Origin of the sequence: Paenibacillus sp. M-152 (assembly GCF_003856555.1) — a bacterium.
In the GTDB taxonomy this organism is placed as follows: domain Bacteria; phylum Bacillota; class Bacilli; order Paenibacillales; family Paenibacillaceae; genus Paenibacillus; species Paenibacillus polymyxa_C.
This window is the reverse complement of the sequence record NZ_CP034141.1, coordinates 3,256,714-3,271,804: the sequence shown is the minus strand read 5'-3', so window position 1 is coordinate 3,271,804 and position 15,091 is coordinate 3,256,714. Positions and strand designations below refer to the sequence as shown.

15 protein-coding genes, 5 pseudogenes and 1 riboswitch are annotated in these 15,091 nt (G+C 37.2%); of the genes and pseudogenes, 17 read left to right on the top strand and 3 right to left on the bottom strand.

Translation table 11 applies throughout. The annotated features are described in order from the left end of the window. The first annotated feature begins 118 nt into the window (after positions 1–118). The 5 genes and pseudogenes from EGM68_RS26570 to EGM68_RS25890 all read left to right on the top strand — a co-directional run bounded on the left by EGM68_RS26570 (position 119) and on the right by EGM68_RS25890 (position 3,350). A pseudogene (locus EGM68_RS26570) lies at positions 119–374 on the top strand (YolD-like family protein). An 84-nt stretch (positions 375–458) separates the two neighbouring features. Continuing rightward, positions 459–1,621, top strand: a protein-coding gene (locus EGM68_RS14190; protein WP_431191750.1) for an IS3 family transposase whose coding sequence is annotated in 2 segments (ribosomal slippage) — positions 459–723 and positions 723–1,621 — 1,164 coding nt in all. Because the reading frame shifts where the segments join, the coding sequence is not laid out codon by codon here. 186 nt (positions 1,622–1,807) lie between these two features. Continuing rightward, positions 1,808–2,404, top strand: coding sequence for a hypothetical protein (locus EGM68_RS26165; protein WP_240664046.1), 597 nt, complete (start codon positions 1,808–1,810; stop codon positions 2,402–2,404). Next, positions 2,392–2,949 (top strand): hypothetical protein, encoded by a 558-nt coding sequence (locus tag EGM68_RS26160; protein WP_240664044.1) that lies wholly within the window; start codon positions 2,392–2,394, stop codon positions 2,947–2,949. The genes EGM68_RS26165 and EGM68_RS26160 overlap by 13 nt, the downstream gene beginning before the upstream one ends. A 14-nt stretch (positions 2,950–2,963) precedes the next feature. Then, entirely contained in the window at positions 2,964–3,350 is a 387-nt protein-coding gene (locus EGM68_RS25890) for a hypothetical protein (protein WP_040103564.1), read from the top strand. A 349-nt stretch (positions 3,351–3,699) separates the two neighbouring features. Here the strand turns inward: EGM68_RS25890 and EGM68_RS14170 are convergent. Then, positions 3,700–4,007, bottom strand: a pseudogene (locus tag EGM68_RS14170) (DMT family transporter). Further along, the gene (locus tag EGM68_RS14165) at positions 4,004–4,342 is read right to left on the bottom strand and encodes a DMT family transporter (RefSeq protein ID WP_129549452.1); all 339 of its coding nucleotides are present in this window, start codon (positions 4,340–4,342) and stop codon (positions 4,004–4,006) included. The pseudogene EGM68_RS14170 and the gene EGM68_RS14165 overlap by 4 nt, the downstream one beginning before the upstream one ends. Before the next feature lie 86 nt (positions 4,343–4,428). After that, a riboswitch (guanidine-I (ykkC/yxkD leader) is annotated at positions 4,429–4,529 on the bottom strand. Positions 4,530–4,752: 223 nt separating this feature from the next. On the opposite strand from EGM68_RS14165, the gene EGM68_RS26155 reads away from it, so the two are divergent. Both EGM68_RS26155 and EGM68_RS14160 read left to right on the top strand, forming a co-directional pair. Beyond that, a complete protein-coding gene (locus tag EGM68_RS26155) occupies positions 4,753–4,845 on the top strand; it encodes a YjcZ family sporulation protein (protein ID WP_225683653.1) in 93 nt (30 codons plus the stop codon). 385 nt (positions 4,846–5,230) lie between these two features. Next, on the top strand, positions 5,231–5,338 hold the full coding sequence (locus EGM68_RS14160; RefSeq protein ID WP_016821960.1) for a hypothetical protein: 108 nt from the start codon (positions 5,231–5,233) through the stop codon (positions 5,336–5,338). 195 nt (positions 5,339–5,533) lie between these two features. Here the strand turns inward: EGM68_RS14160 and EGM68_RS14155 are convergent, their stop codons facing one another. Further along, the gene (locus tag EGM68_RS14155) at positions 5,534–7,003 is read right to left on the bottom strand and encodes an FAD-binding protein (RefSeq protein WP_240664042.1); all 1,470 of its coding nucleotides are present in this window, start codon (positions 7,001–7,003) and stop codon (positions 5,534–5,536) included. A gap of 604 nt (positions 7,004–7,607) precedes the next feature. Here EGM68_RS14155 and EGM68_RS14150 point away from each other — a divergent pair. The 10 genes and pseudogenes from EGM68_RS14150 (at position 7,608) to EGM68_RS14100 (ending at position 15,054) form a co-directional block, all read left to right on the top strand. Beyond that, positions 7,608–8,489, top strand: coding sequence for a glycosyltransferase family 2 protein (locus EGM68_RS14150; RefSeq protein ID WP_129549451.1), 882 nt, complete (start codon positions 7,608–7,610; stop codon positions 8,487–8,489). A gap of 193 nt (positions 8,490–8,682) precedes the next feature. Next, on the top strand, positions 8,683–8,784 hold the full coding sequence (locus tag EGM68_RS26150; protein WP_080683377.1) for a sporulation protein YjcZ: 102 nt from the start codon (positions 8,683–8,685) through the stop codon (positions 8,782–8,784). 351 nt (positions 8,785–9,135) lie between these two features. Further along, positions 9,136–10,554: a helix-turn-helix transcriptional regulator gene (locus EGM68_RS14140; protein ID WP_013371498.1), complete on the top strand. Its 1,419-nt coding sequence runs from the start codon at positions 9,136–9,138 to the stop codon at positions 10,552–10,554. Positions 10,555–10,817: 263 nt separating this feature from the next. After that, the gene (locus EGM68_RS14135) at positions 10,818–11,183 is read left to right on the top strand and encodes a DinB family protein (RefSeq protein ID WP_346427882.1); all 366 of its coding nucleotides are present in this window, start codon (positions 10,818–10,820) and stop codon (positions 11,181–11,183) included. Positions 11,184–11,384: 201 nt separating this feature from the next. Next, the gene (locus EGM68_RS14130) at positions 11,385–11,855 is read left to right on the top strand and encodes a hypothetical protein (RefSeq protein WP_129549450.1); all 471 of its coding nucleotides are present in this window, start codon (positions 11,385–11,387) and stop codon (positions 11,853–11,855) included. A gap of 130 nt (positions 11,856–11,985) precedes the next feature. Next, complete coding sequence (locus tag EGM68_RS14125) at positions 11,986–12,198, top strand: transposase (RefSeq protein ID WP_129549449.1); 213 nt, start codon at positions 11,986–11,988, stop codon at positions 12,196–12,198. 5 nt (positions 12,199–12,203) lie between these two features. Continuing rightward, a pseudogene (locus tag EGM68_RS26145) lies at positions 12,204–12,272 on the top strand (hypothetical protein); the annotation flags it as partial. Positions 12,273–12,401: 129 nt separating this feature from the next. Further along, a pseudogene (locus EGM68_RS14115) lies at positions 12,402–13,295 on the top strand (IS3 family transposase); the annotation flags it as partial. Positions 13,296–13,494: 199 nt separating this feature from the next. Next, positions 13,495–14,521, top strand: a pseudogene (locus tag EGM68_RS14105) (IS1595 family transposase). Positions 14,522–14,571: 50 nt separating this feature from the next. Beyond that, positions 14,572–15,054: an HXXEE domain-containing protein gene (locus tag EGM68_RS14100; protein ID WP_129549445.1), complete on the top strand. Its 483-nt coding sequence runs from the start codon at positions 14,572–14,574 to the stop codon at positions 15,052–15,054. Positions 15,055–15,091 lie beyond the last annotated feature (37 nt).

The window sequence follows — 15,091 nt, the reverse complement described above, 5'->3', positions numbered from 1 at the left end:
ACATTTCTCGTTTGGAAATAGTCATTATACGGTATTAAACCTCCAATGATCTGAAGTTTATTTTTCTGTACTCAGAATATAATTCGTCCATAACACATCAGGAGGCTGCATACATGTCATGTCAATAAGACTCGAAGGTAATGGATTAGGGGAAAGCAGCCGCATCATACCGGAATATAAGGAAGCGTATCTAAAACTCATGAACGACAGTTAACGGCGCGGGAAGCCAGAATTGGATGATCAGAAAGTGCAGCTAATCAAGCAAGCGCTAATAAATTCCTACAACTCACGTACGGTTGCCACACGGTGAAGGTGATTTTAGCTGGGTTAAGTTGGAGGATATTATTCTGCAGTACATAAAAGGCCATAGGTAACTGGTATTATCCCCTTCTAGTAGACAAGAGAGAAAAGACATCTGTTAAGATGGACTTAATCTTGTTGAACGGAGGGGATTTTTCATGGCTAAAAAGGGACAATCATTCCGGCAATACTCCTTAGATGTAAAGATGGAGGCAGTCCGGTTGGTGAACGAAGAACATATGAGTATTCGTGAAGTGACGAAACAATTGGACATTCGTAATAAATCCCAAGTGCAAAGCTGGGTGATGAAACATCGAGCGGGGGAGAACCTCCAGCCAACGACCACAAGGCAGGGACGACCCAAAACGAAATTTTCCAGTATGGAAGAGGAGATGGCGTATCTACGGGCGGAGATTGAATATTTAAAAAAGCAGTATCCAAATCTACACAAGGAGTGACGAGGAAAGAAGCGAGGTTTGAAATTATTGAGGGAATGCGAACACGATATTCGTTGAAATGGTTACTTGAATTAGCCCATGTTTCTCGGGCAGGATATTATAAATGGAGAAAGAATCAGCAAACAACCCAGCAGCGTAAGCAAGAAGAAGAGCTTCTGGAATCGCATATGTTGTCGATCCACCGGATCCATCCCTATTTTGGTTATCTGCGGATGACCGTTGCTTTACGTAGAGAAGGTATCTTGGTCAATCACAAAAAGGTGTACCGCCTAATGAAGAAATTAGGGATCCGTTCCGTCATTCGAAAGAAGCGGCGCTTTTTTGGCAAACAGGCATCTGTGGTAAATGCCAACCGATTAGATCGACAATTTCAGGCAGATTCTCCTTTATCCAAGCTGGTTACCGATATTACATACATACGAGCTGGAGAGCGGTTTGTATATCTCTCTGTCATTCAAGATCTGTTTAACAATGAAATCGTGGCTTGGCGTCTTTCGGAACGAAATGATCTTGCTCTAGTTAGCGAGACGCTAGACGTTCTAAGTAAGAACGTGAACATGGAGGGTGTCATTCTCCATTCAGACCAGGGTTTTCAGTATACCTCCAAGCCGTTTAACCGCAAACTTAAGCGGCTTGGCATGCTTGGGAGCCATTCAAGGCGTGGAAATTGCCTAGACAATGCCTGTATAGAATCCTTCTTCTCCCATCTTAAAACAGAGAAGATTTATTTAACGAAACCCGGAACCCTAGCGGAGGTAGAACAACACGTACGGGAGTACATTTCTTTTTATAATGAAAATAGATTTCAGAAAAAATTAAACAACCGTTCCCCGATTGAATACCGAGAAACGGTTGCTGCTTAAAGATGTCTTTTTAGTTCTGTCTACTTGACAGGGGTATGACCAAACCGGGGCTTTTTTTACGTCCTTTAGCACGTTGAAAATATGTTTACTATTTAATATTTTTCGTATATATTAATATTTGGAAATTAGTTTTTTAACAAATTTTTCCTACAAAACTAGATTGAATTAACAGAGGAGATTATTTCAATGAGCATTTCATTAAGAATAGAACGCAAATCCGGTGGTGAACCAATCGAGTTTGTAAATGGTGAGATCATTGGCTTTACTTATAAGAATAATAGTTCCATAAAACTTTCAGCTAAGTCTCCAAACTTGGCTCATTCACTACATATTCAAAGTAAAATTCCGCTTCATTCGCTTCCTTCAGTTGTAGACAATGCGGATAATTCCAACATGCTGTATACATGGGCAACCACAGAATATAAACCTGATAGTGAGGATTACTATCGCAAATGTAATATCCAAATCGTTAAAAATGAAAATACAATCCGAGATATTACATTTACACACGCTTATGTAGATAAGTATCAAGAACAGATTGATACTAGTAAAGAGATTCTTGAGTTTGAACTTGTTTTAAAACAAAAAGAAGATCAATTGGGAAAAATTCAGTACAGTCCTCAGGTAGAACCTAAGGAAACAAGAGAACAGGATCATTCTGATGCCTCGAAAAAAGTATTGGAAGGTGCATACAGTAAGAATATGCTATTGTATGCAGGAAATAATACTTTTCCGTTTGAAAATCCTATGGTAGAACTAGAAAGACTTGGGTGCGAGGCGTAGAGAAGGTAAAAGATTCAACAGATACTGTAATACATTATCCTGATCGTAAAGCATTTGCATTAGTAGCTGTTCCTATAGCTCGAAAGAAGTACGGGGACATCACAGCCAATTTACTTCAACATTCACTTGACTACAAACCAGGAAATTTACACTTTAACGAGTGGTCGTATGAGGCACAGCAAATTAAAAAATCTAAAGAGCACATCGCAATAGTTAATGAAGAAGTCAAAAAAGCTAACGCTAATAAAGTTAAAAGTTTTTCATATAATGGTTCTAAGGGATTAGAAAGTGACAAAGATTTATATAACGCTTTTCACAAAATGAAATACAAAATAGATGGAACATATGTAAAAGGACAATGGGAAATTACTACAATATATTATGATAAATATAATTTTGAATATAATTTTAAACAAATGTTTACTGGGGACAACAAACTCGGTTGGGCTGCGGCCAATCTAACAAATTTAATGGAATCATGGGGAACACTCAATGAGTATACATCTTATGTTACAGTAACTGATACAAAAAAAGCTTGGAAGTGAGGTGTGAAGTGCAGATGAAACGCAGACACATCTACATCTTGATCTTTCTACTAGTTATAACTACTACTATAATTTTTTTGGCAAATTCTGGAGATGACACAATGAGGAAGTACCCTTATGGAAAAGATACGCTAGAGTTTTTTGGAGATGGGACTTTTCAGATTTACAGGGGGGGAGGAGCGGGTGAGCCTCCAATACTATACACTCATCAAATTGAAGCCCCAAATACAGTGATTGATAACGTTCTGTCATATAAAATAGAAGAAAATATCGTATACGTGGTTGGTGAAAATGGCTTCATTAAATTGGATTCAAGTACCAACACGTACGAGCAAAAGAAACGGATTTCCGACTTTACTTCCAAAGATAGAGAGATATTCAATAAATTAATGGAAAAGTAGAGGATACCATAAGCAAATATAGTAGCAAGGGGGTTCTAGCTTGTTCACAAGTCCTATATGCACACAAGAAGAACTTTATCAAAAGTATATACAAGCCAAAATGTTGACTCTTAATATTAGAGATTTACCTAATATATTTTGTCGACTTCATAATTTTGATCAATTGCGTTTTGAAGATGACACTGAGGTTGGTTTCTGCAATTTCAGTTCTAAACTCTTGTAGAATTTTATTTCAACGGCAGCCTTGGAAGAGGAAATATAATCCTAGACTGCCGTAGCTTTATTAAAATTAACATTCATCGTTAGCTTGCTCAGGAAACGAACTTTAGAGCTGCATCAATATATATTTTTAACTAGCTAGTTTCAACCCCACAGCAGAGCTAAGGACCAACCCTATACACAAAATGCGCATTAAACCGCGGGGCTCACTATAAAGGATCATGCCGAGGATAGCGCCTCCAGAAGCGCTAATTCCAGTCCATACAGCGTACCCATCGGGAGTGTTTGCATTGCCAACGATAAAAATATAAAACTTAGGCCAAAACCAGTAATCAAAAGAGTCAGCGATTTCCAACTGCGGGTTTGATTGAACCTGTTTATAAGCAAAACCCCGATCATTTCAAAAATGCCCGCTAAGATCAAATACACCCAATTCATAGTCCACTTACCTCCTCTTTCTTCTTACTAAGCATTTTTAGTCCAATCACTCCAATAAGCAGCAGCCCGATTAAAGCTACTTTCGAAACACTTATGTCTGCGCCAAATAATAAAATTTCAGCTACTACAGTTCCAGCTGTCCCTAGCCCGACAAATACAGCGTATACAGTTCCAACCGCTAATGAACGAGCCGCCTTGATCATCAAATAAAAGCTGATGTAAATTGCGATTACTGTACCACTCCATTCCAAAAAACTATCCGCATGCTTTAACCCACTGACCCAAGCAACCTCGAATATAGCCGCCACAATGACTGAAAACCACGTTTTGTTCATAACACGCTCCTCCTTAAACTTCTTATTAAAAATTGGTCCATAAAAGAAAAAGATAAAAGCCTGGGAGATAACCGCACAATGCGGTTATCTCCCAGGCTTTTATCCCTCCGTGTCACAGCCACTTGGCTGTGCGTTTTCTCTTGGACCAGACCAATCTTGCGATTGCGGAACCCTAGAAAACGTTTTTATTCAGTTATTGGCTAAAATCATACTAACACGCGATGTTACGTGAGTCAATTTACAACTCCACCACTAACCTGCCAGTTACTTTAACGCCGATGCTTAGTCTACAACTGCATTTTCACTGGATTCGCCTGGTTGGGTGTATTTTCTATTTAACTGAATGCCCGGTCACGGAGTCGTAGCTATACATATATTAAGGTGAAAACAATTAAAGGAGGGCTAAAGCTATGAGTGGATGTGCAGGTGTGTGGACTTCTACAGCGGCAATTTTGGTGCTTTATATCCTTTTGGTTATCATCCTTAAATCGTGTTGGGTTTAATTTTTTGAAGAAAATTGTATAGTGCCCCATCAACAAGTTCAATACCCTTATTTCTTTGGTAATCTGCCCGAAATCAGATTAGATAACAAGCTCTGCCGACCGATTAAGGTTAGTAGAGCTTGTTTTATTTGAGCATTTTCTTGATTAGCTTTAATAACTCAGAAGCGCTATGATCTACTTTCATGCGTCAATGGTATTTTTATCAATGGTGCCTGCTCTAACGGAGAGGTAGTATCCAATGTTAATGAAAACGGGAATAAGAGTGGATATATTCAAAATAAAGGGGAAAATGTTTCTGTGGTGTTTTTTAATTACCAGCACGCCCTATCACAGAATGTATTCTTACATATATTAAAGTGACGACAGATAAAGGAGGTTAAAAGGCATGGGTGCATATGAAGGTAATGGCGGCGGCGGTGTATGGACTTCTACAGCGGCGATTTTAGTGCTCTTTATTCTCTTAGTTATCATCACTAAATCACTTTGGGTTTAATTTGTGAAAAGAACTGTTGGATAATATCACTTCACTCATGGATTGTACAAGATTGATTCCAGTAAGCGCATAAGCTATTTGGCAATAGCCACAGCATTCGCTGTTCTTTTGGTGGGTGCTTGGTGAATTTCTGCCATAATAGTTTTGCGCTTATTGGGTTTCGTCGGAAAGGGGAACGTCTCATTGAAGGGTTTATTAGCCTATACCGAATGCCTTTTCTTCAAGATCTTCTATAATTTCTAACGCAACAAAATATCCAAAAAATAATGTTAAAATATCCTCATATCGTTTTCCTGATCCTCTTGCGCTACTCAATATTATGTTTTGACTTTCTTGGATTTCTCTTTTATGGAGTGATAGAGAAACCACAGATGAATCAGGTGCGATCAGATCCACCATTAGAGTTGACAACTTTTTCTGAAACTCTTCAATTGGAAAGTCATTATTTTCTTTTGAGTAGAGCTGCATAGGTTCAGGTGGATCTTTAAATGTAATCGGGTATTGAGTATTGAAGACACCTTCATTAGCTATTTTGTCAGCAATTAATTTACCGAAAACGATACCCGCTGCAAATGCTTGCCCAGGGATTCTTCCCATACCAAGATCACCATTAAATTGAGCTTCTCCAGTAGCAAAAACACGATTCAAGTTTATAACTTCAGCATTAGCATTGATTTCGATTCCTCCTGAAGAATAGTGCATTGTTGGTGTGATTTTGATTCTTTTATTTTTAACCACCTTAGTGCTAAATCCATATTTTTTAAATCTTTCATTCAATATAGTTTCATCAGCATGGCTCATATCCAAGTACATATCCTTTTTTTGCTTGATGCAATCTAGTTCAAAATGTAAAATCTCGTCAATCATTTCGTGGTAATCATCTCGAGCAATAGCATCACAAATATACTCATCTTTTAATAGTTGAATTCCTTCCTCATCTACTATTTTCCCTTGACTTAAAGATACAACTCCGCCCAATAAAATTTGTCTTCCATTATATATTGACCAAGGATGAGACATTACAGTAGACATTCCCTTTAATCTTGCGCCTATTTTTTTAGCTAGGATAAGCGTTTCTCCAGTCGAACCCGGTGAATTATCATTGTAATTAAATTGTCCCGCATATCCTCCTGTAGCTAATACCAAATAATTAGTATATATCCTGATAAATTGATCTAATTGAATGTCATAAAATAATGCGATGATTCCATCATCAGACTTTTCCAAATCAATCAAAATTTTATTACACAGCGGTTGTTCAATATGTTGTAACAAACAATTAATTAATTTTTTTCCTCCCTGTGATTTAATCAAACATTCAGGCATGATACCAAAGGATGTTTTTTCATAAGAGATTCCTAATTCCTCGAAAAAATTTATAACTATGTTGGAGTTTCTATATAGCGTTTCAATAACCGATCGATCTGCTCCACATTTATTAATCGTAAGATTAATAATATTGTTAATATCATTCTCCGATGGAACACGTGTATTTGCGGCTGCAAGAAAGGAGTTGCTTTGTTTGGGCGCATTCTTTTTTGTTGTAATGGTATACTTGATATTGTTTTTCGACAAATAATAAGCGACAGCAAGCCCCGAGATACCCGTACCGACAATCAAAATTGGAGTGTAGTGTTCTACGGATGTTACATTTCGTTCCATCATTCAATCTCCCTTTTTAAGATGCAGATATGATCTTCGGCTGAATCTCACAGTCCGTTTTCCACTTAGATATAGATATACAGTAGTATATGCAGCCGTGATATCTGACAAATATGGTTACGTTAAATTAAATACAGGCACATTTGCAAAAAGGAGAGGCAAAAGAGAGTTGTTATACCCATCTTTAAGAAAATATTACTGATATTTATAATATGTTTATTACCGATGAAGAATGGGATCTAAGTAATATATTTTTCCTGATTGTACAAATTTATTACTTATTTTGTCAATATCATCTAAGAAGTAAATAACTCGACTTTGAAGCATGAATATTCAAACCAATCAATCTTTGATGGCACTAGCGAATCTTTTTCTGTTAATTAATTATACGGAGGTGTCTTTTGATAAGAGGATTGGCTTTCTAGGAGTGGAAAGCTTCTAAATTTTCAAAAGGGCATATTATATTACCGGGAAGCCGCTTCAAAATATATTTCAGAACATATCTTAGAACATAAGAATATAGAAGGAACAGCTATCAAAAATAGGGGAGCTGCTTTGTGATTTTATTACTGATTCTATTTTTAAAATATGAAAGGGAGGGAATATTGTGCCACGAGCTTCGGTCATACTGCCAGTTTACAATAATGCGGCTTTTGTCTTGGAAGCAATACACAGTATTTTAGCTCAAACTTATTCAGATTTTGAATTAATTGTTATTGATGATGGTTCGACAGATGGATCTACCTTTCTTATTTCACAAATATCAGACCCTAGAGTGATAAAAATCTTCCATAGTACCAATCGAGGGTTAATCGCTTCTTTAAACGAAGGATTAAAAAAGGCCAATGGTGAATATATCGTTCGTATGGATAGCGATGATATTTCTACACCAGATCGACTAGCTGTACAAATCGCATTTATGGATCATAATCCATTGGTTGATGTATGCGGTGCTGCTTTTACTTCATCTAGTGGAGGATCAATAAAGGTAAATCCGGCCAGTCATGACGAAATTAAAACATGGTTGCTATTTCACTGTTGTATCTGCCATCCTGCTGTAATAATGCGCAATAGCATGATCCGTCGGCTTGGCATTCAATATGATAGTAATTATCCCCATGCCGAAGACTACGAGCTGTGGAACCGACTAGCTTTCCAGGTACAAATGGCAAACCTCCCCATAAACGTATTGTATTATCGTCAACATAATGGACAAGTGTCCAATCAGCACAAAGCTATACAAGATGCTACTGCTCGGAGAATTCGTCAAAGACAGTTTAGTAAGTTGGGCTTGGAATTATCAGATGAAGAGAACCAGATTATGCTGGATATTCTTGAGTTTAAAATTAATCCCTACGATTATGGTAGCTACACCAGAGCTTTAGGTTTTGCCAACTGGGTGCTAGACCAAAACAGTAAGTATTTAGTTTATAACCAGGAAATGTTAAATATAGCGTTTTCAAGGTGTATATCCCATATTCCTTATTGACAGAGAGATAAGCAAGTGATCCTGTTGGACCGATGATACTCTAATGGCACAAGCTTGTAATGTTTTTACAAAAAGGTGATTAGGCTCTGCCGGTTTAGCTGGTTGAGTCTTTGTTTTGTTTAATCTGTATGCCCTGTCACAAAACGTATCTATACATATATTAGAAGTACAACAATTAAAGGAGGTCAAAACCATGGGTGCATGTGAAGGTGGCTACGGTGTGTGGACTTCTACAGCGGCAATTTTGGTGCTTTTTATCCTCTTGGTTATAATTACTAAAGCATTTTGGATTTAATTTTGTGAAAAATTATAATGTAACACACTTCACTTTTTTTTAAGATGGTAAAAGTTGAACCCAATGGCGCATAGGTTATTTGGCAGTAACCATAGTATTCTCTTCCTTTTGGTTAACTAAGTTTTTACAGCCTATTTGGGAAACCCTGCCATAATAGGTGGTTGCGCTTATTGGGTTCTACTGTCAGTGATCAGCATAAACCTTACTTACCGAAGTTTTTTTATTTCATTTTATGTTAAAAATGAAATCTCAATTATTCGCATAATATATTGACATATGGTCAATTTTAGAGAAAAATAGATAACAATAATATAAAAATTTTGGAATTTTTATGTGAAGGGTGGATATGACATGAAGCATACACCTACGATTCGGGCGGAATTAGATAGATACCTAAAACAAGAGGGTCTGAACCTAACGCAATTCGGGCATATCGCAGGCATTAATAGGGGGATAGTAAGTGGCATTGTAACAGGAAATAGTTCTATGTCTGTTAACCAAATTGATAGAATCACTGAGGCTATGGGTTTACCAGAGGGCTATTTTTACGACTTATATGTAGAAAACTATATTATCGACATTCCCCCTAATATGAGGCGAATCGAACCATTTTTGTATCGCTGTGCAGAGTTGGACAAGTTAGATGCGATCCGTCGAGTGGTAGGAGCTATCATGGACAATCTACTCTACTCACCCAAGCTATTTGACATTGCAGAAGAATTGTTAGCGCAGGGACGATATGATGCTGCACTATTGCTCTATGAAAGTGTAGCAGAAGTGGAAAAATATCAACATTCTGAACGCTTGGCCATCTGTCAATATCGGATTTTCACGATTCAGATTGATGACGATCAAAGCCGCAATCTTAGGGCAGCCATACTTTTCGAGCCTTATGTCGAGCGCCTAGATGAAATAGAACAACTTGATGCATTGAAGGACTTAGCTAATGTGTACAGGTCTTTGCGTAAATGGGATAAGGTTGATGAAATAGCGAGAAAATTGAGAGCAAAAGCGGAAATCCAATACACTTTGAAACATCAACAGAAGAAACTAAAGGATGACGAGTCTAAAAATAGTTTAAGTCGCCCCATGTTTGTATATATTACCTATGCTGACCTGTTGTGTGCAAGTGTCTGTGATGCCCAAGGCGATTATCAACAAGCTCTACAATATACATATGCCTATGCAGACTTGGAGTGGGTTAGAGAGACTGATGATGATACCCTATATTGGGTAGAAATGTATCAAGACTGGGCACGATGCAATATTTACGTTAATAAACTCCTATCTGGAGATACAAGTGTGCTTGCAGATTATGTTGAATACATAGCTGAAACAGCACATACTGTGGAGGATGAAAAACTCTCAAAGTTGTTGAACGTTATGATAGCGGCTAACCGATATAATTTGAATGTAGATGATGTACTATCGCGATTTAAGATAGACATTGATGCCTTTACCCAACTTCCGCTATCTACTGATATGTACACCCAACAAGTGGTACCTGACTATATTGCATGGTTTTGTTACGAAGTGGCCTACTATTATTTAAACAGGGGGAAGTACAATGATGGTTTTAAACAATTATTATGTGCTATGGTAAAAGCACATATACTAAACAATGAAACATACTTTATAAACTGTACGGGTCTCTTTGCACATTTCCAAGCATACGCGTCTCCAGAGGCCAGAGAAGAGTATTTTAAACTATCAGAAAAGGTGTGGTTAGACAATGTTGAAAAAAATGACACTGTTAATCGTTGCAAGTAGCTTTTTGTTTTTTCCCGTCCTGACGCAACATATTCAGATCCTTGTACAGGTTGGAGGTTCTTAAATGCAAAGGCTCTGCTAACCTTATGGTTGGTAGAGCTTTTTAGTTAAAGGAATTGTTACACATGCCCCGAATGAGTCACTGAATGTTCAGTTTTAAAAGCATACATATAAATATTTTGATGGCACAAAGTTATGACAAATTATATCTTCCCATGAAATGAGGTTTTTTAATGATTTTTGATCTAAGAGGGTCTGAATCTATGACACCGCAGGTAGGCATCTTTTATTCAATGGTGGAGGGTAATTACAACCGATTAAAATCCATCGTTCAAGATATGCAGCAAAGCGAGTTAGATTATAAAGGGCCAGATCATAAGTATAACAGCACTTCCCAGTTGATTAGGCATTTGTCATATGTGGACTTGAAATGGGTTTACAGAATTAAAGGAGAAGATATTCCTGAATATCTTGAGGAAAAGTATGGTCCTATGGTTGATAAACATAATAATATTCCGCAAAGTAGGGATAATTCACTTAAGGATCTCTTAGCGGATTATAATTTTGTGATTAATTTATTGGAATCTGGCACATATCTGATCACAGCCGGTATCACCAAGCAAATATAAATCAACTTCGGAAATGGTATAGCCAACAACAATAATTTCTCTATTGAGAGTAACTCCAATCGTTGATTAACGGTCTCTATTTCTTTCGTAAGCAGTTTGAATATAGAGTAGAAGTGGACAATGTAATCTGCCCGAATGTGTATTTTTTATGTCAGACAAAGCTCCCCTTACTTTGACAATCAATAATCCGTATGTTTATGGATGAAGATAAATAGGAAGGAAAACTACTTCACAATTGCTCTCTTATTTTCAGTTTTGTCCCCGCTATCAGCTTCGGCAGATGCAGCAAGCGTTACTCATGACACCTATACAAACTCTTTAAATCAAGAATTAGTTTCATCTCAATTAGTAATTTTTAAAGATGACACAGCATATACAGATGTATCTATTGTCGGGAAAAGAGTAAAATTTTCGATTAGTGGTTTAGAAAACCCGTTTAACGCAAATTATTATAATCGATTAGTCTGGACTAGTACTGATGAAGAACCAAATATAAAAAATATACTGACAGTAAAAGTTGCGCCAAAAACAGGGTCGCTTTACAGTTCCAGCAACTATGAAAACCTTTCACTGATAAAACAAAAAATCAACTCTGACTCACCAGTATATGGATGGATTCAATTAGAATCCAAAGAGTGGGCTAAAGCGGGATCAGCTATAATCAAATACTAGAAAATTCCTAATGTGTAGTGTAAGTGAATACTCTAAATAAGCGAAATCCCCGCCGACCAGCTTGAACCGCACCCCAAATCTTAGACACATGATATAATCCTCTAAGAAGAAAGGGTGCGGATTTTACTTTATGGTCAAATACAGCGAAGAAATACGAATAAAAGTTGCTATAGATGTACTTGAGGGAGGGCTGTTCGAGAACGAAGCAGCTCGTAAGTATGGAATGAACCATGTAACGGTTAATGAATGGGTAGCTGCATACTCCAAGCATGGAGCTGCGGGATTGATCAATAAGGGAACACACAGGACTTTTACTGGAGAACAAAAAAGCAGTACATATTAGAAGATATGCATGAGAACCATTTGAGTTATAAAGCTGCTGCGAAGAAGCATGACGTACAAGATAGATCCATTCGGAATTGGGAGCGCATTTATCGAAATGAAGGCCCTGAAGGACTCTATATGGAGCAACGAGGACGTACAGCTAGTAAAGAGCCGCAGAAAGAACTGGAGGCAAATGAAAGTGTTATAGACGAGCTGATTAAGGAAAACCAACGCCTTCGTATGGAGGTAACGTACTTAAAAAAATTGAATGCCTTAGTTCAGGAAAAAAACTCATTACAAACGACGACAAAGCTCTTGTGATTTACGAGCTAAGGCATGAATTTAACGTCAAAGAGCTTGTCAACATTGCAGGCATTCCTCGAAGCACTTACTATTATCACGTGAAAAAGTGGAACAAGTCTGATAAGTACGCCGATGTGAAAACAGAAATGCAGCGTGTATTTAATGATGAATTAAAGTGTCGAGCGGGATACCGAACCATGAACAGGGAGATTCGCAAAATGACTCCAATCAATCATAAGACAGTTCAGAGCTTAATGAAGGAGTTAGGGCTTCATTGTATGGTTCGTAGGAAGAAATACCGTTCATACAAAGGAGCCGAAGGAAAAATAGCTCCAAATGTCTTGAAGAGAGAATTTAATGCAATGGTGCCTAATGAGAAATGGGTTACTGATGTGACGGAATTCCACTTGTTTGGACAAAAGATATATCTGTCTCCAATTATGGATCTATATAACCGTGAAATCATCAGCTATACCATTTTTAGAAGACCGACTCTCTCTATGGTCACAGAGATGCTCGAAAAGGCCTTAGAGAAGCTACCAGAGCAACACAATCTCATTCTGCACTCTGATCAAGGGTGGCAATAAAAGCGCTACCAGTATAATGCTCTCTGAGAGAGGAGTCACACAAAGTATGTCACGCCGAGGGAACTGCCTGGATAACTCCGTGGTAGAGAATTTCTTTGGAATCTTAAAGACGGAACTTCTGTATATTCAAGAATTTGAATCCATTGAACATTTCATTCAAGAACTACATCAATATATTCACTACTACAACTATCGAAGAACCAAACAAAAGCTCAGAGGACTGTAGCCGGTAGAATACCGCATTCAGTCCTCTGTAGCAGCCTAAGTCTGTTTGTGTCTAACTTTTTGGGGTCAATTCAGCTAAGGTAGTGGGGATTTTTTAAAATAGGCTCTGTTAAAGAAAAATGTTGATATTTGATAAATTTCCATAAACTTGCTATAGTAAACAAGAACAAACATTCGTAAACTTTTGGGAGGTTACAAAGGTGAGCAAAGCGTTTAGCAACTTGTTAAAGTATATCGACAAATTACCGCATACAAAAAAAGAACAAGTCTATCAATGGGTTAAACGCTATGTTGAACCTTCTTCTTCTGCTGGTGGTCGTTTAATCAATGAAATGAGAGAAACTCGCTTCAAAGAAGGTTTCGAGTGTCCTCTGTTCATCAGAACACGTTGTTCGATTTGGAAAATACAATGGTCGTCAACGCTATCGTTGTAAATGTTGCAACAAAACCTTTACTGACACAACTAATACCGTTTTGTATCGCACTCGGAAAGGTAACGAATGGATTACATTTGTTGAATGTATGTTTAAAGGATATTCTCTACGAAAATCGGCTGAAATCGTAGAGGTTACTTGGGTTACTCTTTTTTATTGGAGACACAAACTGTTAAACGCATTGAAACAAATGGATTTTGACCATTTTGAAGGAATTGTTGAAATTGACGAGACTTATTTCCTGTATTCTCAAAAGGGACAACGTGGTATTACAGACCGAAAACCTCGTAAACGTTGTGGTAAATCTAATCATAGAGGTATAAGCCACGAACAAGTTTGTGTTCTCGTTGCCAGAGACCGTACAAAAGCAACCGTCTCTAAAGTTGCTTGTATGGGGCGTATTGTAAAACCGAAAGTCGATGCCTTGATTGGCTCTAAACTGTCCAATGAAAATGTGCTTGTAACCGATGCTTGGAGAGCCTACAAAACCTATGCAAAAGAAAAGGGTTTAGAGCATTATCAGATTAAATCAGACGGTGGCAAACACGTTATTAAAGGCTTGTATCACATTCAAAATGTCAATGGTCTCCATTCTCGTTTGAAACAATGGATAGACCGCTTTAAAGGTGTGGCTACGAAATATCTTGATAATTACCTTGTTTGGTTTTTATTTGTCGATAGTCGTAGTAACGAAAGCACTAAACAGCATATAAAGGAATTTCTATCAAACTCATTTTTATTTGAAATGACGGACACATATGACAGGCTGAGACTATCAAAATTTAATGTGTAATTCTTATTAAATTAACGATGTAAGTTACTTTAAGGGTGGGGAAAAGGTATATGGGCTATTATCTCGTAGTATTTTTTTGTTTTGCTATTACACTTCATAATATCGAAGAAGCAATTTGGTTGCCTAAATGGTCACAGCAATCTTCAAGGTTTCAAAAGCCAGTTACTTCAAGTGAATTCCATTTTGCTGTTATTTTTATAACTATTCTGGCTTATTTATCTGCATTTAGTTTTTTATATATGCCAGAATCAGATTTTGCGAAATGGATTTTTATTGGATTTTTAGGTTCAATGATTTTTAATGCTATTTTTCCGCACCTTATTGCGACCATTTTGATGAAAAAGTATGCACCAGGACTTCTCACTGGTTTATTACTTAACCTTCCAATAAATTCATTATTTATCTATCAAATGTTTTCAAAGAATTTAATTATATGGAAAGAGTTATTCATATCAACATTTGTAGTAGGAATTATTTTATTAGCACTTATTCCTTTTTTGTTTAAAGTTGGTGGAAAAATAACTCCTTCTTAATATGTTGATTGAGGACTAAAATTTTTTTGAATTAGGA

What these genes read in the sequence shown, in the direction of transcription:
- EGM68_RS14135 (WP_346427882.1), top strand. Translation starts at nt 10,818, where the DNA reads ATGACACCGCAGGTAGGCATCTTTTATTCAATGGTGGAGGGTAATTAC.
- EGM68_RS14125 (WP_129549449.1), top strand. Translation starts at nt 11,986, where the DNA reads ATGGTCAAATACAGCGAAGAAATACGAATAAAAGTTGCTATAGATGTA.
- EGM68_RS14100 (WP_129549445.1), top strand. Translation starts at nt 14,572, where the DNA reads ATGGGCTATTATCTCGTAGTATTTTTTTGTTTTGCTATTACACTTCAT.
- EGM68_RS26165 (WP_240664046.1), top strand. Translation starts at nt 1,808, where the DNA reads ATGAGCATTTCATTAAGAATAGAACGCAAATCCGGTGGTGAACCAATC.
- EGM68_RS14140 (WP_013371498.1), top strand. Translation starts at nt 9,136, where the DNA reads ATGAAGCATACACCTACGATTCGGGCGGAATTAGATAGATACCTAAAA.
- EGM68_RS26155 (WP_225683653.1), top strand. Translation starts at nt 4,753, where the DNA reads ATGAGTGGATGTGCAGGTGTGTGGACTTCTACAGCGGCAATTTTGGTG.
- EGM68_RS14130 (WP_129549450.1), top strand. Translation starts at nt 11,385, where the DNA reads ATGAAGATAAATAGGAAGGAAAACTACTTCACAATTGCTCTCTTATTT.
- EGM68_RS14155 (WP_240664042.1), bottom strand. Translation starts at nt 7,003, where the DNA reads ATGATGGAACGAAATGTAACATCCGTAGAACACTACACTCCAATTTTG.
- EGM68_RS14165 (WP_129549452.1), bottom strand. Translation starts at nt 4,342, where the DNA reads ATGAACAAAACGTGGTTTTCAGTCATTGTGGCGGCTATATTCGAGGTT.
- EGM68_RS14160 (WP_016821960.1), top strand. Translation starts at nt 5,231, where the DNA reads ATGGGTGCATATGAAGGTAATGGCGGCGGCGGTGTATGGACTTCTACA.
- EGM68_RS25890 (WP_040103564.1), top strand. Translation starts at nt 2,964, where the DNA reads ATGAAACGCAGACACATCTACATCTTGATCTTTCTACTAGTTATAACT.
- EGM68_RS26150 (WP_080683377.1), top strand. Translation starts at nt 8,683, where the DNA reads ATGGGTGCATGTGAAGGTGGCTACGGTGTGTGGACTTCTACAGCGGCA.